This is a genomic window from Actinokineospora auranticolor, from assembly GCF_002934265.1.
Lineage (GTDB): Bacteria > Actinomycetota > Actinomycetes > Mycobacteriales > Pseudonocardiaceae > Actinokineospora > Actinokineospora auranticolor.
The window spans coordinates 132822-149251 of sequence record NZ_PTIX01000012.1 but is presented as its reverse complement, the minus strand read 5'-3'; the positions used below and the strand labels follow the sequence as shown (position 1 = coordinate 149251).

General features: G+C 72.3%; 16 protein-coding genes, 2 tRNA genes and 1 other RNA gene. 10 read left to right on the top strand and 9 right to left on the bottom strand.

Annotated features, from left to right (window positions below; translation table 11 throughout):
* Positions 1 to 56 precede the first annotated feature (56 nt).
* Both CLV40_RS22085 and CLV40_RS22080 read right to left on the bottom strand, forming a co-directional pair.
* Positions 57 to 1034 (bottom strand): prephenate dehydrogenase, encoded by a 978-nt coding sequence (locus CLV40_RS22085; RefSeq protein WP_104480866.1) that lies wholly within the window; start codon positions 1032 to 1034, stop codon positions 57 to 59.
* Between the two features lie 31 nt (positions 1035 to 1065).
* Entirely contained in the window at positions 1066 to 2301 is a 1236-nt protein-coding gene (locus CLV40_RS22080; RefSeq protein ID WP_104480865.1) for a M20 metallopeptidase family protein, read from the bottom strand.
* Positions 2302 to 2378: 77 nt separating this feature from the next.
* Here CLV40_RS22080 and CLV40_RS22075 point away from each other — a divergent pair, with 77 nt between their 5' ends.
* The 7 genes from CLV40_RS22075 to CLV40_RS22045 all read left to right on the top strand — a co-directional run bounded on the left by CLV40_RS22075 (position 2379) and on the right by CLV40_RS22045 (position 6763).
* Positions 2379 to 2864, top strand: a complete 486-nt coding sequence (locus tag CLV40_RS22075) for a tRNA adenosine deaminase-associated protein (protein ID WP_104480864.1) — start codon at positions 2379 to 2381, stop codon at positions 2862 to 2864.
* A complete protein-coding gene (locus tag CLV40_RS22070) occupies positions 2861 to 3340 on the top strand; it encodes a nucleoside deaminase (protein ID WP_245931461.1) in 480 nt (159 codons plus the stop codon). Before CLV40_RS22075 ends, CLV40_RS22070 begins: the two co-directional genes overlap by 4 nt.
* 78 nt (positions 3341 to 3418) lie before the next feature.
* Entirely contained in the window at positions 3419 to 3631 is a 213-nt protein-coding gene (locus CLV40_RS22065; protein ID WP_104480862.1) for a CsbD family protein, read from the top strand.
* A gap of 118 nt (positions 3632 to 3749) precedes the next feature.
* A tRNA-Ser gene (locus tag CLV40_RS22060) sits at positions 3750 to 3837 on the top strand.
* A gap of 145 nt (positions 3838 to 3982) precedes the next feature.
* Positions 3983 to 5398: an aminopeptidase P family protein gene (locus CLV40_RS22055; protein ID WP_104480861.1), complete on the top strand. Its 1416-nt coding sequence runs from the start codon at positions 3983 to 3985 to the stop codon at positions 5396 to 5398.
* A gap of 43 nt (positions 5399 to 5441) precedes the next feature.
* On the top strand, positions 5442 to 5579 hold the full coding sequence (locus CLV40_RS22050) for a hypothetical protein (protein WP_104480860.1): 138 nt from the start codon (positions 5442 to 5444) through the stop codon (positions 5577 to 5579).
* Between the two features lie 77 nt (positions 5580 to 5656).
* The gene (locus CLV40_RS22045; RefSeq protein WP_146108172.1) at positions 5657 to 6763 is read left to right on the top strand and encodes a DUF2786 domain-containing protein; all 1107 of its coding nucleotides are present in this window, start codon (positions 5657 to 5659) and stop codon (positions 6761 to 6763) included.
* Between the two features lie 56 nt (positions 6764 to 6819).
* On the opposite strand, the gene CLV40_RS22040 is transcribed toward CLV40_RS22045, so the two are convergent.
* The 5 genes from CLV40_RS22040 to CLV40_RS22025 all read right to left on the bottom strand — a co-directional run bounded on the left by CLV40_RS22040 (position 6820) and on the right by CLV40_RS22025 (position 11883).
* Positions 6820 to 6906: transfer RNA gene (locus CLV40_RS22040), tRNA-Ser, on the bottom strand.
* 257 nt (positions 6907 to 7163) lie between these two features.
* Positions 7164 to 7868 (bottom strand): peptidoglycan-binding domain-containing protein, encoded by a 705-nt coding sequence (locus CLV40_RS22035; RefSeq protein ID WP_104480858.1) that lies wholly within the window; start codon positions 7866 to 7868, stop codon positions 7164 to 7166.
* Position 7869: 1 nt separating this feature from the next.
* Positions 7870 to 8022: a hypothetical protein gene (locus tag CLV40_RS38190; protein ID WP_181043648.1), complete on the bottom strand. Its 153-nt coding sequence runs from the start codon at positions 8020 to 8022 to the stop codon at positions 7870 to 7872.
* Positions 8023 to 8275: 253 nt separating this feature from the next.
* The gene (locus CLV40_RS22030) at positions 8276 to 9553 is read right to left on the bottom strand and encodes an ABC transporter substrate-binding protein (protein WP_104480857.1); all 1278 of its coding nucleotides are present in this window, start codon (positions 9551 to 9553) and stop codon (positions 8276 to 8278) included.
* On the bottom strand, positions 9553 to 11883 hold the full coding sequence (locus CLV40_RS22025; protein ID WP_104480856.1) for a vWA domain-containing protein: 2331 nt from the start codon (positions 11881 to 11883) through the stop codon (positions 9553 to 9555). Before CLV40_RS22025 ends, CLV40_RS22030 begins: the two co-directional genes overlap by 1 nt.
* 203 nt (positions 11884 to 12086) lie before the next feature.
* Between CLV40_RS22025 and CLV40_RS22020 the strand changes: the two genes are divergently transcribed.
* Entirely contained in the window at positions 12087 to 12647 is a 561-nt protein-coding gene (locus CLV40_RS22020; protein WP_104480855.1) for a hypothetical protein, read from the top strand.
* A 50-nt stretch (positions 12648 to 12697) separates the two neighbouring features.
* Positions 12698 to 12794, top strand: an RNA gene (ffs, locus tag CLV40_RS22015) — signal recognition particle sRNA small type.
* Here the strand turns inward: ffs and CLV40_RS22010 are convergent.
* Positions 12791 to 13804, bottom strand: a complete 1014-nt coding sequence (locus CLV40_RS22010) for an LLM class flavin-dependent oxidoreductase (RefSeq protein ID WP_104480950.1) — start codon at positions 13802 to 13804, stop codon at positions 12791 to 12793. The two genes, ffs and CLV40_RS22010, sit on opposite strands and share 4 nt — an antisense overlap.
* Before the next feature lie 96 nt (positions 13805 to 13900).
* Between CLV40_RS22010 and CLV40_RS22005 the strand changes: the two genes are divergently transcribed.
* Positions 13901 to 15880, top strand: coding sequence for a DNA polymerase III subunit gamma and tau (locus tag CLV40_RS22005; protein WP_104480854.1), 1980 nt, complete (start codon positions 13901 to 13903; stop codon positions 15878 to 15880).
* A gap of 55 nt (positions 15881 to 15935) precedes the next feature.
* Here CLV40_RS22005 and CLV40_RS22000 read toward each other — a convergent pair whose 3' ends face one another.
* Positions 15936 to 16403, bottom strand: a complete 468-nt coding sequence (locus tag CLV40_RS22000) for a transposase family protein (RefSeq protein WP_181043647.1) — start codon at positions 16401 to 16403, stop codon at positions 15936 to 15938.
* Between the last annotated feature and the right edge of the window lie 27 nt (positions 16404 to 16430).

Below are 16430 nucleotides of genomic sequence, written 5' to 3'. Positions count from 1 at the left end.
CAAACGTAGGGCGCGCGGTGACGCCGGTCACCGCTTCGTTAGCTACCCGATACCTGTCAGTCGGCGAGTACCGGCAGGGCGGCGATGGCCAGGTCGCCGTCGAAGCCGGTGACGCGGCCGCCTTGGGCGCCGATCAGCCGGAGTTCGGCCAGGGGGTCCTGGCCCGCCAGGTCGACCATCGCCTGGGCCTTGGCCGCGTCGCGCTGGCCCTCGAAGACCTCGCGGCCCGCGTGGCCGGACCGGATGGTGGCGCCGAGGGCGCCGGTGGAGGCCAGGGCGCCGCGGGCGGCGCCGAGCCTGCCGAGTGCGTCGTCCACGGCGCCCAGGAGCGCGTCGCGGTTGCCCTCGCACATGGCCAGCACCAGCTCCGGCCTGCTGCTCGCGACCCGGGTGCCGTCGGCGAACGAACCCGCGCCCAGGGCCATGGCCAGGGGACCGCCGTCGGCGCCGCAGGCGGCCAGGACAGCGGCCATGACGTGCGGCAGGTGCGAGATCCGGGCGACCGCCGCGTCGTGCTCGGTGGTCGTCGTGGGGACCACGCCCGCGCCGCAGTCCAGGGCCAGTTGCGCGGCCTCGCGCCAGGCCTCGAGGGTGGTTTCCTCGTCGGCGGTGACGACCCAGGCCGCGCCGCTGAACAGGGCCGCCAAACTCGCCGACCAGCCGGACGCGGACTTGCCCGCCATCGGGTGGCCGCCCGCGAACCGGGTGTCCGGCGCGTACCGGGCGACCGCGGCAGCGACCGGCCCCTTGACGCTCACCACGTCCGTGAGCAGGCAGTTCGGCGCCAGGTCGCCGACCTTGCGCAGCACCGCGTCGACGTTGGGCAGCGGCACCGCGACCACCACCAGCGCGTCCTCCTCGGCGGCCCGGCGCAGCGCGGAGTCCACGTCGGTGACGGTGAACTCCTCGCCGATCGCGCCTTGGACGTCCTCCGCCGAGCCCGCCGTGCCCCACACCGCCCGACCGGCGGCCGAGGCCGCCCGCAGGACCGAACCGCCGATGAGCCCGAGGCCGACAACGCACACCGATCGCATGGGCAAAGATAGTGCCCTATCGATCACCCGATCAGCGCAGCGCGTCCAGCGCGAAGGCCGCGTAGGTGGCCACCCCGTACGGCAGCGCCGCCTCGTCGAAGTGCACCCGGTTCGAGTGGTTCGGCGCGGCCTCCGCCGGATCGACACCCGGGGGGCACGCGCCGAGGAACGCCATCGCGCCCGGGACGCGTTGCAGGACGTAAGAGAAGTCCTCGGCGCCCATGAGCGGGTTCGGCATAAGACCGACGTGGTTGGGGCCAACAGCCGCCGCAGCGATCTCTTGCAGCTGTGCGGCCACCGCGTCGTCGTTGATGGTCACGGGATACCCGGCGTCCACGGTGAACTCGACGGTGCAACCGTGGGCGGCGCCGATCTGCGTGCACACCTTGGGGATCTCCGCGAGCATCGTCGCCCGCGCCGCCTCCGACAGCGTCCGCAGCGTGCCCTGCAGCTCCGCGGTCTCCGGGATGATGTTCGACGTGGTCCCCGCGGCGATCTTGGCGATGGTCACCACGGTCGGCTCGAACACGCTGATCCGCCGAGTCACCAGCGTCTGCAGCGCCCCGACCATGGCCGCCGCCGCGGGCACCGGGTCGATCGCGTCGGACGGGTTCGACGCGTGCCCGCCCTTGCCGGTGACGATCACCGTGAACGAGTTGGCGCTGGCCATCATCGGCCCCGGTCGGCAGCGCAGCATCCCGGAGGTCTCCTTCGACGTGATGTGCAGCGCCAACGCCCGCTCCACCGGTCGACCAGCGGCCTCCAGCACGCCCTCCTCGATCATGTACCGGGCGCCGTAGAAACCCTCTTCGCCGGGCTGGAACATGAACACGACCTGACCGGCCAGGTCCGCTCGCCGCTCGGACAGCAGCCGCGCGGCGGAGGCGAGCATGGCCACGTGCGTGTCGTGGCCGCACGAGTGCATCGCCCCGTCGACTTCCGACGCATAGGCCAAACCGGTGTCCTCTTGCAGTGGGAGCGCGTCCATGTCTCCCCGCAGCAGGACGGTCGGACCGGGCCGTTCACCCTCCAGCACCCCAACGACCGAGCTGACGTTCTTGCCGGTGTGCAGCCGCAGCCCTGTCCCCTGCAAAGCCGCCACTACGGCAGCTTGCGTGCGGGGGAGGTCAAGCCCCAGCTCAGGGTGGGTGTGCAGCTGCCTGCGCAGGGCGACGGTCTTGGGCTGCAGCGCGTGCGCGGCGTCGAACAGCCCGCCGAAACGGGGATCGCCCGCCCGCGGTGAGGTGGATACGGCCTGGGTCGTCATTTCTCGATAGTGTCATCGCGCGTCGGTATGGGGGACTGCTTCTTCCGGGTGACCTCCGCGCGGAATACGGTGTGTGCATGTCGGGAGAGGAGCCGGTACCGGGCTTCGGGGTTGCGGTCGTCCGCGAGGACGGCAAATGGCGGTGCGATCCGATGGACGCCACCGCCCTGCGCGAACTCGACGCGGCGATCACCGAGCTGCGCAAGACACGCACCACGGGTGCCGTGTTCGGGTTGTTGGCCATCGATGACGAGTTCTTCCTGCTGCTGCGACCGAGTCCGGGCGGGGTGTCGCTGCTGCTCTCGGACGCCGCGGCCGCGCTGGACTACGACATCGCCGCCGACGCGCTCGACGTCCTGCGGGTCGACCCGCCGGAGGACGACGAGGAGGTCTGGCCGGAGGGGTCCCTGGACATCCTGGCCGACCTGGGGCTGCCCGCGCCGGAGCTGCAGGTGATCATCGACGAGATCGACCTGTACCCGGACGAGCAGCTGCAGATGATCGCCCAGCGGCTCGGCTTCGCCTCCGAGTTCACCAAGCACCTGGACACGATCCTCCAGTGAGCCCGAGCGGGCCACCGGTGGACCTCGACGGGCTCGTGCGCGCGGCCATCACCGCCGCCCGCCGCGCCGAGGCCACCGGTGACGTCCCCATCGGCGCCGTCGTCTTCGGTCCCGACGGGACGGAGCTCGCTTCGGCGTGCAACGCGCGGGAAGCCCTCGCCGACCCCACCGCGCACGCGGAAGTCCTCGCGCTGCGGGAAGCCGCCAAACGACACAACGACGGCTGGCGCCTGACCGGCTGCACCCTGGCGGTGACGGTCGAACCGTGCACCATGTGCGCCGGAGCGCTCGTCTTGGCCCGAGTGGACCGTGTGGTCTTCGGTGCCTGGGAGCCCAAGACAGGTGCGGTGGGGTCGTTGTGGGACGTGGTCCGCGACCGCAGGCTCACCCACCGCCCCGAGGTCATCGGCGGCGTGCTGGAGGCCGAGTGCGCCGCCCTGCTGGAGGGGTTCTTCGCCGCTCGACGCAATTTGTGACTTGAGTCACAAACGAGTGGGTTGTTCGGCCCGGCTGGACACCCCATGGGGGCGAGAGCGAACGAAGGAGGACCGGCTATGGGCGTGTTCGACAAGGTCAAGGACAAGGCCGAGCAGGTGGTCGGCGAGGCCAAGGAGAAGCTCGGCCAGGCCACCGGCAACCGCGACCTGGAGAACTCCGGCAAGGCGGACCAGGTCAGCGGCGAGGCCAAGGAAACAGGCCACGACCTGCGGGACAAGGCAGCCGGGGCCGTGCACGACGCCAAGGATCACCTGCGTAACCGGCACTGAACGGCGCCGCGGTCTCCTTGCCGCAGAGAGCCCGCCTCCTATCCCCCGGGAGGCGGGCTTTCCCCGCTCCAGGGGGTCGGGTTGGGCCTGGGCGGTGGAGATCTGTAATCTCTTCTGCGGTGGCGTGTCCGAGCGGCCGAAGGAGCACGCCTCGAAAGCGTGTGAGGTGAAAGCCTCCGTGGGTTCAAATCCCACCGCCACCGCCAAACTTCGCAGTACGCAGAGCGCCGGTTCCCAGGGGGAGCCGGCGCTCTCCGCTTCTCCGGGCTGCGCCGGTGGCCTGCTTCTATACCCTCGGCTGGGTGGTGCTGTGCCGCCGCGAGGGAGACGAGGAAGAAGGAAGGTGTCCTGATGAGCGACCGTCCGGCTCGACGCGATCCGTCGAGGTTGGTGGAAGCCGAGGGGTTCCGCGAGTTCGTGCGCGACGACTGGGGCCCGGCCGACCGCCGGGTGCGCGGCGTCGCGGGTGCGGCCGAAGCCGCCGAGGCGCACCGCGACCGGCTCTCCGCGGCCTTCCCCGGCAAACGGATCGCCTTGGCCGCCGGGCTGGCGCCGACCCGGTCCAACGACACCGACTACGTCTTCCGCGCCGACAGCGACTTCGCCTGGCTGACCGGCTGCTACGCCGAGGGCGCCGTGCTCGTAATGACCCCCTCCGGCGGCGGCCACGACGCGGTGCTGCACCTGCGCGAGCCCGCGGGCCCGAGCGAGGCCGACTTCTTCGCCAACGCCCGCGACGGCGAGCTGTGGAACGGCGCCGTGCCCGGCCTGGCCGAGTGGTCCGCGGCGCTCGGCGTCGACGTCCGGCCGCTGGAGGACCTGCCCCGCGCGCTGCGCGGTCAGCTGCCCGAGGTGCACGTCGCCAAGGGCGCCGACCCGCTGCTGGACGCCCTGGTCGGCGCGCACAGCCCGGAGCTGCGCACGACCCTGGCCGAGCTGCGCCGGATCAAGGACGACTGGGAGATCGGCCAGCTCCAGGCCGCTGTCGACGCGACCGTGCTCGGTTTCGCCGATGTGGCCCGCGAGCTGGGCGAGGCCGTGCGCGGCGGCGGTGAGCGCTGGTTGCAGGGCACCTTCGACCGGCGCGCGCGGACCGCGGGCAACGGCCCCGGCTACGCCTCGATCGTCGCCGCGGGCGAACACGCCCCGGTGCTGCACTGGACCCGCTGCGACGGCACCGTGCCCGAGGACGGCGTGCTGCTGCTCGACGCCGGTGTCGAGGTCACCACCCTCTACACCGCCGACGTGACCCGGACGTTCCCGGTCTCCGGCGAGTTCTCCGCCGCCCAGCGCCAGGTGTACGACCTGGTCCACGACGCGCACCTCGCCGCCATGGCCGAGGTGAAGCCGGGCGCGGAGTACAGCGCCTTCCACAACGCCGCCATGCGGGTCCTCGCCGAGGGCCTGCACGACTGGGGCCTGCTGCCCGGCTCGGTCGACAAGTCCCTTGAGGTCAACGGCCAGCACCACCGCCGCTACATCGTCTGCGGCGTCGGCCACTTCCTCGGCATGGACGTGCACGACTGCGCCCGGGCCCGCGCGTCGGCCTACCACGAGGGCACCCTGGAAGCGGGCATGGCGCTGACCGTGGAACCCGGCCTGTACTTCCACCCGAACGACCTGACGGTGCCGCCGGAGCTGCGCGGCATCGGGGTGCGCATCGAGGACGACCTGGTGGTCACCGACACCGGTGCCCGGGTCATCTCCGATGCGTTGCCGATCACTGCCGACGGCATCTCCGAGTGGGTTCGTGCCCACCGGGGGTAGCCTCGGTTCCTCTGTAGACAGCGGAGCTGAAGGAGGGAACGTCGTGACCGAACGCGTCGAGCGTCCGGAGGGGACCGGCAGGCACGCGGCACCGGAGGGGGCGGAGCGGCACCCGCTGATCGACCTCTCGCGTGACCCGAACCCCGGCAAGCCGGACCACGCCGCCGAGGACGACGAGTAGCGTCCGACCTGGACAAGGCGCCGACCACCCCCGGGGTGGTCGGCGCCTTGGCGTGTCCGGGGTGCATGATGTGGTCCGTGCGAACATATGGTCGAGAGCGAGCCGTGCCCGCGGTGCTCGCGGCCCGGTTGACCGAGGCCGCGCTCAGCGGCGGGCTCGACCAAGTGCGCGTGGTCGCCGCGGCGGGGGGCGAGGTGGCGACGGCGGCGGCGGCGTCCGCGCTGGACCGGGCGCTGGAGCTGCTGTGGCGGCGCGGTTGGCAGCCCGCCGAGGTCGTCGCGGCGGTGCCCCGGTCGGCTGTGCCGCTGGCCAGCTCGGCGGTGGTCGCCGAGTGCGCGCGTTACCGCGACCTGCACCCCGTGTGGCGGCGCCAGCTGGCGTCCCTGGCGGGCGCGGGACCGGTCCGGCTGACGGGTCCCCTGGAGTCCGCGTTGCGGCGGGTCGTGGAACTGCTGGGCGCGCTGATGGGCCTGCCGCAGCTGCCCCGGTTGGTGCCCGGTCCGCTCGACCCGGCCACCGAGGTCGCGGCACCGGGGGTGGACCAGCGGGTCCTCGCCCGGGTCCGCGGCCTGCTGGCCAAGGCGGAGTCCACACCGTACGCGGCCGAGGCGGAGGCGCTCTCGGCCAAGGCGCAGGAGCTGATGGCCCGGTACGCGTTCGAGCAGGCGGTGGTCACCGCCGCCGAACCGCAGGAGGCGGCGGCTCGGCGGTTGTGGCTGCGCGGCCCGTACCTGGCGCCGAAGGCACAGCTTGTGGACGCCGTCGCCGAGGCGAACCGCTGCCGCTCGGTGTTCTACCCCCGGCTCGGCTGCGTCGGCCTGGTCGGCCACGAAACCGACCTCGAGATCACCGAACTCCTCGCGACGTCCCTGCACGTCCAGTCCACCCGCGCGATGTCCCACGCCCCCGACACCGGCCGCGCGTACCGCCACGCCTTCCTGGTCGCCTACGCCCACCGGGTCCACCAGCGCCTCACCGAAGCGGGCGACCACACCCGCCTGGCCACGACCGCCCTGGTCCCGGTCCTCACCGCCCGCCGCCGAGCCGTCGACACCCGCTTCGACACCCTCTACCCAGGTATCCGGACCCGCCGCGCCACCATCACCAACACCTCCGGCTGGACCGCGGGCCTGACCGCCGCCGACCTGGCCGACCTGCACCCCCACCCCCGAGTGGCGGGCTGACCCCCGGAAACGAGAAACACCGGCCACCACAATGGGCGACCGGTGTTCCGTCGGAGCGGAGGATGGGGGATTTGAACCCCCGAGGGTTTTAACACCCAACACGATTTCCAATCGTGCGCACTAGGCCACTATGCGAATCCTCCGTGGGAGAGGGTACCGGATGGTGGACTGACCGGCCAAAACGGGGCCCTGGCATGGTTACCACCAGCGTGAACGCCCCGGCCTCGACCGCGGGGTGGGCGCGACCGGCGCGCTACCAACGGTTCTGCGCAGCGCCACGGCGCGCTTCGCTCGTGGGGGCGGGATTTCACCCCGTCGACTCCGGTGGGTTGCGCGTCCCCCGACCAGGTGGATCCCGGTGGGCGCCACCCGCGGTCTGGGTGGTGCCCACCGGGACCTGTCACCCGCCCAGGAGGCGGGCCCAGGTCTTGGGGCCGACGATGCCGTCGACGGTCAGGCCCGCGCGTTCCTGCATGTGCTTGACCCTCGCCTCGGTGGCCGGACCGAAGTCGCCGTCCACCGCGAGCTGCGGGAGGGTCGGGTACCAGGCGTTCAGGATGCGCTGGAGTTCTCGGACGGGGTCGCCCTTGGCGCCGCGGCGGATGGTGGGGTGGCCGGGGGGTGCCGAGGGCGGGGGCGTGGTCGGGGGTGTGGACGGCGGTGCCGGTTGGCCGCCCAGCACCTGCTGCACGCGTTCCGGGGTCAGGCCGCGGGCCGAGTTCCAGGACAGTTCGACGTGCAGGTGGTCCACGTGCGGGTTCGCGCCGGTGTACGGGCGCCACCCGGCCGCGGCGTGCGCGCCGGACCAGATGCGGCGGTTGTAGATCACGCACTGGACGCCCAGTTCCGCCGAGTTGAGCCGCAACTGGTCGGCCAGCCCCTGCGCCCACGACGCGCCGACCGGCACGCCGAGGTCGTCCGCGCGGCCCTCGCCGTGCAGGCTGGTGGTGCTGGTCCCCGCGACGCTGCGGCAGTTGTAGATACCCAGGTTCCGGCCGCCGCGGCCCGCGTAGGCGCCGAGGTACCAGGACATCAGCGCGCGGGCGCCCGTGGTGGGCGACCCGGTGCAGGACCGCGCGGGCTCGTAGCCGCTGAGCAGGCTCATGTCAGACCCCCTCCGGCACCGGGGTGGCCGCGGTGAACGGCTCGACGTGGTCGGGGTGGGTCGGGTCGGTGATCTCCTCCGGGGTGGGGTCCGGTGCGTCCGGATTGGCCACGTCACCGACGTCGAAGTTCTCGGAAAACTCTGTGGTGGTCATTCATCCCCTCATTCCATGAAGCGTCACGCAGGGGATCGCTCTGCGTGCGAGGGGTGACGGGATAGGCGTGCGGAAATGTCGACCGGGACGCGGTCGAGAATGCGCGGATCCCCCAAAGAACCGCGGTGGCCTGTCCTGTCTCCCCTTGTGTCCCAGGGTATCCGCGCTGCCGGCGGGCGCGCTAAAGATGTGCTGAATTTATTAGCACTTTGCTAACTCGGCGGTCTTCGGACTCGTTCCGCTATTCCGGGAACTATCCGCTGTGCAGCGTGGAACGCATCTCCTCGGCCAGGCCGTCCATTGTCGGGTCGACCGCTACCACGCGGTCCAGCGCCCGGTGGAGGCTTTCCTGCATCATGTCCGAGACGCGGTCGTAGTCCGGGGTCCGCACCCGGTCGAGCGCGCCGCGGATGCTGCCGTACAGCACGCCCAGGTGCGGGTACTGGCTGAGCAGCATCGGGTCCTGGTATAGGCTCTTCACCGACGGCGCGAAACCGCCTTCGGTGAACAGCGCGCGCTGCTCGTCCTCACTGGTCAGGAACCGGATGAAGTCGCGGGCCGTGCGCTGGTGGCGCGAACACGGCGAGATCGCCGCGTTCCACCCGCCGAGCGCGCTCGGGCTGGACAGCCAGGTGACACCGACCTTGCCCGCCACCGGCGACCCCGGCGCGTTCAGCAGCGGGTACGCGTAGGACCAGTTGCGGAGGAACAGCGCCTTCCCCTCCTGGAAGTACCGCCTGCTCTCCTCCTCGGCGAACCCCGTTGTCTCGCGCGGGATCCAGCCCTCGCTCAACCCCGCGGCCAGCGTCCGCACCCCGGCCTTGGCCTGCGGCGAGTCGATCGCGATGCGACCGTCCGAGCCGACCAGGTTGCCGCCCGCCGCCCAGATCGCCTCCATCGCGTTCACCGTCAGGCCCTCGTAGCGGGCGAGTTGGCCGACGTAGCCGCCGATGCCGTGCGCGCGCCCCAGCCGCTTGGCCATCCCCGCCAGTTCGGCCCAGGTGTTCGGCGGCGGCAGGTGCTCCGCGTCGAGGATGTCCTTGCGGTAGTAGATGAGTCCGCCGTCGGAGCGGGCGGGGATCGCGTACAGGGTGCCGTCCACGGTCGCGTTGACCACCGCGGACTCGATGAACCGGTTGATGCCGAACTCCGCGCCGTTGAGCGGGCGCAGGTACCCGGCGCGGGCGAACTCGGCCGTCCACACCGTGTCCACCATGATCACGTCGTTGCACCGGCTCCGCGAACCCGGCAGCGCCACGTCCTCCGCCGCGGCCACCAGCGACGCGCGGTGGGCGTCGGAGGCCGGGGACTGCTCGACGAACGTCACCTGCTCCTTGAACCCGCGGCCGTTGTTCCACCGCTCGACCATCTGCTTGATCTGCGAGCCCCGGGTGTTGTCCCGCCCGTCGACGAACGTGATCGGACCGCGCGCGTCCACCCGGTCGTCGGTCTGCCCGGTCGAGTCCAGGCAACTCGCCACCAGCCCGGCGGTGGCCGCCAGCGCGAGCACCGCGTAGCGCAGCCTGATCATCAGTCCCTCCTCCAGAGACCGGCCGCCACCCGGGACGGGAGGTCGGCGAGCGCGGCCGCGCCCGCGGCGTCGAGGCACCAGCCGCCGGTCGCGTCCGCCACCTCGCGCAGCCCGGTCAGGAAACAGCGGTCGGTGGACAGCGACACCACCAGCACCTCGGTGCTCGGGCTCGGCGCGGACACCCGCCTTTTCAGCTCGGTCAGGTCGACCAGCGCCTGGTTAGCGGTGGCGCCGTCGGTGAACAGGATGAGCAGGTCGTTGTCCGTCTGTTCGGATTTGGCCCGAAGGTGGTCGACACCCGCGTTGAGCAGTCCGTAGACGTCGGTCGCGCCGGGGGACGGTGGCGGCGTGGGTCGCAGTGTGGACCGCACCGCCGTCGAGTTGCCCCTGCCGAGCTCGACGACCACACCGGACGACGTGGCCAGACCGACCTCGTCGCGCGCGCCGAAGAGCGGCAGCAGGTCGCGGATCGCGTTCGCCGCCGCCTGCCCGCGGGTGCCGTCGCCGGACGGTTGGGACATCGACGCCGCGGTGTCCACCGCGAAGAGGACACGAGCGGGCACGCGGGCCTTCCGCGCCGTTCGCAGCACGGCCTCGTCGTCGGTGTCCGCGCCGACCTCCAACGCCGCGGGCCACTCCTGCACGGGTCCCTCGTACGGGCCGGGACGACCGTTGACGTTGCGGAATCCGTCGTTGCGCAGCGTCTCCTGGGCCGCCCGCGCCAGCAGGTAGCCGTGGAACTGGTCGATGACCTGGGCGCGGCGCGGGTTCTCCGGCCGGTCCGTCCACCGCATCACCACGTACGGGTGGTCCAGCACCGGCGTGCCGTCCCTCGGGTACAGCAGCGTCAGCGGCCGGTCCGGCTTCGTGCCCGCGCACGGGGTGTTCACCAGCGCGCCGCGGTTGTAGTCCAGCGCGGCCTTCTCCGACACCAGCACCGCCATCCGGCCGGGGGAGGAGCGCAACGCGCACAGCAGCGCGCCGCTGTCCGCCTGCTCCGTCGCGGGCACGGTCAGCTCGACGTCGTGCGCCCGGCGGGGCACGTCGGCGTCGGACATGGCGGCGGTGTCCAGCACGCCGCGCCCGAGCCGGTGCCGGTACAGCGCGATGGTGGCCAGCATGCCCGCGCTGGAGGCGTCCGGGTCCGGTCGGGCGAAGGCGATGGTGTCGCGCGCCCGGTCGACGCTCGCCCAGTCGAACCGCTGCCGGTCGGGGCGCAGGTCGCCGACCACGTCCGGGGGCACGGCCAGCACCAGCGGCGACCGGGCGATCCCCGGGCGCGGCTGCGGCACGGCGCCGATCCCGGCCGCGGCCGCCAGGCGGGCCGTGACGTGGGCGACGTCCGTGCTGGAGTCCGGTATCCACACGTGCGGCTCGGGACCGTGGTCGCGCGCGTCGTTGATCCCGGCCCAGCCGCGGCCCAGGGCGTCCACCGCGCCGCTGTAGGTGTCGGCCACGACGAGCACCCGCGCCTTGCGGCAGCCGTCGTCGTCGGCGCGGTTGGCGACGCGCTCGAACTCCAGCGCCAGTTGCCGCAGCGTCGGCGCCAGCTCGGTGGAGGTCAACACGTTGAGCTGCACCGGGTTCGCGCACGCGGCCACGGGGGCGGTGGCGCTGGCGAGCACGTTCGTGGTGAGCGCCAGGCACAGCAGCAGCGCCAGCCCCACCGGCTCCCATTTCGGCCTGGGCAACGAAATCTTCGGCAAAGCCGGGACTCTAAGGTGAGGAAAATGCACTTTTGGTCGCGTGCTGCGGATCGTGGGGTAGTCCGGCGTGGCGATCCAAGCGGTGGTCCGGGTTTCCTTCTTCCGCACCGTGCTCGGGTGGTAAATGGCCGGATTCGCGGCCGGTTGGTGCTTTAGCACGTGCTCGTGGAACCAGTCCGAAACCGCCACCGCCAGCACGCCGGGGGAGTCGGCCAGCGCCTTGCGCAGGGCCGCCGAGTCCAGCAGCCGGAAGGCGTGGTTGAGGTCGTTACCGACCCGCCCCTCGGCGTCCGTGCCGACCTCGCCCGCGTGCACCACCACCCGCAGCCGGATGCGCGCCTCGGGGTTGTGGTCGGCGTTGTGCTCGCGCAGCGCGGCGGCCAGCTCGTGCGGCAGCGACGAGACAAGCTCGCCCTTGGCCACCCCGGAGAGCAGCATCAACAGGCCGTCGCCGGTGTTCTCGTGCTCGCCCCACGGGATCCGGGCGCGGTCCATCGCCCGGCGCAGCGCGTCGTGCAGGCCCGCGCGCACGATCGACCGGTCCCGGTCGGTGCGCCGCGGGTCGCCGAAGCGCTCCACGTCGACGGCGAGGATGGTCGTGTGCAGGTCCTGTGGTCGTCTCATCCGCTCCGCTCCCCGAAAGCCGGATTGACGGCGTACAGAGTACAACCGGTGTGGCCCGCCGCGTGGTCCCGATCACACCCCGGTGGCCGGATTGTCCACTAGTTGTCCGGAGCCAATCCGGCCGCGAACCGTCACAAACTCCGTGCCGCAGCGATGCTCATGGTTAACCGGATCGGCCCTGGCGACCAGTCGAGGAAAACGTCATGACGCAGGACTACAGCGGCGGAAACTTCAACCCGCAACCGCCCCAATACCCCCAGCAGCCCCCCGCCTACCCGCAGACTGGCGGTTTCCCCGCGCCGCCACCGCCCGGTCAGTACCCGGTCGGCGCGGTCGGTCCCCGGTCGCGGCCCGGCTCGGCGACCTCGGCCGCCGTGCTGGCCTTCGTGCAGGCCTCCATCACCGGCATCCTGACCCTGCTGATCGCGATCAGCGCCTTCGACGGCAAGTCCGACGGCATCGCGGTCGCCGTGCTCATCGTGCTGGTCCAGTTCGCGGGCGTCGGCCTGCTGGCGGTGGGCGGTGCCCAGGTGCTCAAGGGCACCGGCAGGGGCCTGCTCATCGGCGGCAACATCGTCGAGATCGTCATCGGCCTGGTCTACCTGGCCATCTTCAGCATCATCCCGACGTTCAACTTCGACCTGTTCGAGCAGGTCAAGGCTGTGGCGATCATCGGCGCGCTGCTGCTCACCGCGATCCCGGCCATCAGCCTGGCCCAGGCCGCGGGCTCGAACACGTCCGCGTGGCTGCGGCCGTCGTACTGACCCCGCCGGGGGTCCGCGACCGGTGCCGGGAAGCCTTCCCGCTACACTGGACGCGGACCCCGTGCGGTGTTCATCTCGCGAACCTCCCCAGGGCCGGAAGGCAGCAAGGATAAGCGGGCTCTGGCAGGTGCGCGGGGTCCGCCTTATGCCCGGACGACCGCGTCAGCGGCGGGCGTGAGGCCGACCAGTTCCGCGACGCGCTCGTAGCTGCGCACCCGGTCGGCGTGGTCGTACACGCTCGTGGTGATCATCAGCTCCTGCACCCCGGTCGTCGCCACCAGCTCCGCCAGCCCGGCGCGCACCGTCTCCGGACCCCCGACGACCTGGTTGGCCAGGCGCTCCTCGAGGAACAGCCGGTCCAGGTCCGTGTACGCGAAGGCCGCGGTGTCCGCCGGCGTCGGCATCCGGCCCGGCTTCCCCTTGCGCAGCTGCAGGAACTGCAACAGCGCGGGCCCGGCCAGCCGCCGCGCGGTCTCGTCGTCCTCGGCGCAGACCACGTTCACCGCGATCATCGAGTACGGCTCGGACAGCACCGCCGACGGCCGGAACCGCTCCCGGTACAGCGCCAGGGCGGGCAGCGTGTTCTCCGCGCTGAAGTGGTGCGCGAAGGCGAACGGCAGGCCGAGGTGGCCCGCCACCTGGGCGCTGTAGCCGCTGGAGCCGAGCAGCCAGATCGCGGGCTGGTTGCCCAGCGCGGGCACGGCCGCCACGCCGTTGGCGTCGCGGCCGGTGAAGTAGTTCGCCAGCTCGGTGAGCTGCTCCGGGAAGTCGTCGACCGACAGCGGCCCCCCGGTGCGGCGCAGCGCCCGCGCCGTCACCTGGTCGGTGCCCGGCGCCCGCCCGATCCCCAGGTCGACCCGACCGGGGTGCAGCGCCTCCAGCGTGCCGAACTGCTCGGCCACGACGAGCGGCGCGTGGTTGGGCAGCATCACCCCGCCCGAGCCGACCCGGATCCGCTCGGTGGCCATCGCGATGTGCGCGAGCAGCACGGCGGGCGCGGAGCTGGCGATGCCGGGCATGTTGTGGTGCTCGGCCACCCAGTAGCGGTGGAAGCCGAGGCGTTCGGTGACCCGGGCGAGGTCGAGGCTGTTGCGCAGGGCCGCGGTCTCCGTGGAGTCGCTGGTCACGGGCGCGAGGTCGAGGACCGAGTACGGGATGGGCACCTACCGGGCAACGCGGTGCGCGCGCGGGGGATTCCCGGCAGTCCGATTCCCCCGACGGGGAGTGTCGGCGGTGACCGGTAGTGTCAGAGCGTGGCGCTCGCCCTTTACCGCAAGTACCGGCCGGCGACCTTCGCCGAGGTCGTCGGGCAGGAACACGTCACCGTCCCGCTGCGCACCGCGCTCGCGGCCCGACGGGTCAACCACGCGTACCTCTTCTCCGGCCCGCGCGGCTGCGGCAAGACGTCCAGCGCGCGCATCCTGGCCCGCTCGCTCAACTGCGAGCAGGGGCCGACGGACGAGCCGTGCGGGGTGTGCGAGTCCTGCATCGGCCTGGCGCCCAACGGGCCGGGCACGGTCGACGTCGTGGAGCTCGACGCGGCCAGCCACGGTGGTGTCGACGACGCCCGCGAGCTGCGCGACCGCGCCTTCTACGCGCCCGCCCACTCCCGCTACCGGGTGTTCATCGTGGACGAGGCGCACATGGTCACCACGCAGGGCTTCAACGCCCTGCTGAAGATCGTGGAGGAGCCGCCGGAGCACCTGGTCTTCATCTTCGCCACCACCGAGCCGGACAAGGTGCTGGCGACCATCCGCTCCCGCACCCACCACTACCCGTTCCGGCTGATCCCGCCCAGCGCCATGCGCGACCTGCTGGAGCGCAACTGCGCGGCCGAGGGCGCGAAGGTGGAGCAGGCGGTCTTCCCCCTGGTCATCCGCGCGGGCGGCGGCTCGGCCCGGGACACCCAGTCGGTGCTGGACCAGCTGCTGGCGGGCGCGGGCCCCGAGGGCGTCACCTACGACCGCGCGGTGTCGCTGCTGGGGGTCACCGACGTCGCCCTCATCGACGACATGGTCGACGGCCTCGGCGCGGGCGACTCGGCGGCGGTCTACGGCACGGTCGACCGCCTGGTCGAAGCGGGCCACGACCCGCGCCGGTTCGCCTCGGACCTGCTCGACCGCCTGCGCGACCTGGTCCTGCTGCGCGCCGTCCCGGACGCCGCCAGCAAGGGGCTGGTCAACGCCCCGGACGACGAACTGGCCCGCATGGTCGGCCAGGCCGAGCGCCTGGGCGCCGCCACCCTCGCCCGCTACGCGGAGATCGTCCACACCGGCCTGGTGGAGATGCGCGGCGCGACGGCGCCGCGGCTGCTGCTGGAGCTGCTGTGCGCCCGCATGCTGCTGCCCGCCGCCGTGCCCACGGACGCCGCCGCCGACTCGGCCCTGCTGCAGCGCCTGGAACAGGTGGAGCGCCGCCTGGTCACCGGCGCGGGAGCGGTCGCCCCGGTGGTCGCCGCGGCGGCGGAGGCCCGACCGCCCGCGCCGGTCGCGGCTACCCCACCGCCCGCGCCTGCCGCATCCGCGCCCGCCGCGTCGAACCGCCCGGTGATCACCCGCCCGTCGCAGCGCGCCGCGGAGCCCGCGCCGCGCGTCGAGCAGGCGCCACCCCGCGCCGCCGAACCGCCGCCCCCCGCGCCCGCCACCCCCGCCCAGCCGGAGCCCGCCGCCGAACCGGTCGGCGCGGGCGGCATGGACGCGGCGGGTGTCCGTCGGGTGTGGTCGGAGCTGCTGGCCGCGGTCCGCAAGTCCAGCCGCAGCACCGAAGCCATGCTGACGAACGCGACCGTCCACTCGGTGGAAGCCGACACGGTCGTCATCGGGCACCCCGCCGCCCCTCTGGCCCGCCGCCTCGCGGAACCCCGCAACACCGACGCCATCGCCACCGCCCTGAGCTCCGTCCTGGGTGGCCGGTGGCAGGTCCGGGTGATCCACGCCGAACCGGGCAGCGCCCCCGCGGCGGCGGCCAAACCCGCGCGCCCGGCCCCGGAACCCCCCGCGCGCACCTTCGAACCCCCGAGCCGCGTCGCGGCCCCGACCCAGCCCTCGCGCCCGCCGGTGGAGGAAATCCCACCCCCACCGGAACCGGATCTGCCCCCGGAACCGGAAGACGAGGAAGAGATGATGGCGCAGGCGGCGCAGAAGCCGGAACCGGGCGCCCGCCAAGCGGATCCGGAGGCGGTCATGCTCAAACTCCTGGCCGACACCCTCGGCGCCCGCCCGGTCGAGTCCTGACCGCGCGAACCCCCGGCAAGCACGCCCCGCTGACTCAGAGCGCTATTCATCTGGCTTACCAGCCGAGTCGGTAGAACTCGAGTGTTGTGATGATCCGGATGACCGCGGGGAACTCCTTGTAAGGGCCTCTATATCGGGTTGAGGTCATTTTCCGGTGTTTGAGATGGGCGATGCATCGTTCAACCGCTGCTCGTCTGGCCGAGTGTTGATGGTTGTGGTCGATGTGGCCGGGTGAGAAGTCGCCTCGGTACGGTTTTTGAATGGTCGCGATCACGCTCGTGCCGCGATAGGCTTTGTCGCCGAGTATGTCGTACTCGGCGAGCGTATCCTCGCATCCGGTGATTGTGCATGCTCGCCGGTCGGGGGTGGATCCCTTGGTCGGCATGGAGACCGCGAGGAGTTGGCCGTCGAGGTCGGACATGACCTGGACGTTCGGCCCGGATCGGCGCCGTTTTCCGGAGTGGTCGTCCCTGTGATCCGCGCGGTCGCCCGTGGGAAGCAGGGTGCCGTCGATGATCCCCACGCGGCCGGTCAACACCCCAGGAAAAGA

Bases quoted from the DNA above. Each gene is read 5' to 3' on its own strand.
- CLV40_RS22085 (WP_104480866.1), bottom strand. From the start codon at position 1,034: ATGCGATCGGTGTGCGTTGTCGGCCTCGGGCTCATCGGCGGTTCGGTC.
- CLV40_RS22080 (WP_104480865.1), bottom strand. From the start codon at position 2,301: ATGACGACCCAGGCCGTATCCACCTCACCGCGGGCGGGCGATCCCCGT.
- CLV40_RS22075 (WP_104480864.1), top strand. From the start codon at position 2,379: ATGTCGGGAGAGGAGCCGGTACCGGGCTTCGGGGTTGCGGTCGTCCGC.
- CLV40_RS22065 (WP_104480862.1), top strand. From the start codon at position 3,419: ATGGGCGTGTTCGACAAGGTCAAGGACAAGGCCGAGCAGGTGGTCGGC.
- CLV40_RS22055 (WP_104480861.1), top strand. From the start codon at position 3,983: ATGAGCGACCGTCCGGCTCGACGCGATCCGTCGAGGTTGGTGGAAGCC.
- CLV40_RS22035 (WP_104480858.1), bottom strand. From the start codon at position 7,868: ATGAGCCTGCTCAGCGGCTACGAGCCCGCGCGGTCCTGCACCGGGTCG.
- CLV40_RS38190 (WP_181043648.1), bottom strand. From the start codon at position 8,022: ATGACCACCACAGAGTTTTCCGAGAACTTCGACGTCGGTGACGTGGCC.
- CLV40_RS22030 (WP_104480857.1), bottom strand. From the start codon at position 9,553: ATGATCAGGCTGCGCTACGCGGTGCTCGCGCTGGCGGCCACCGCCGGG.
- CLV40_RS22025 (WP_104480856.1), bottom strand. From the start codon at position 11,883: ATGAGACGACCACAGGACCTGCACACGACCATCCTCGCCGTCGACGTG.
- CLV40_RS22020 (WP_104480855.1), top strand. From the start codon at position 12,087: ATGACGCAGGACTACAGCGGCGGAAACTTCAACCCGCAACCGCCCCAA.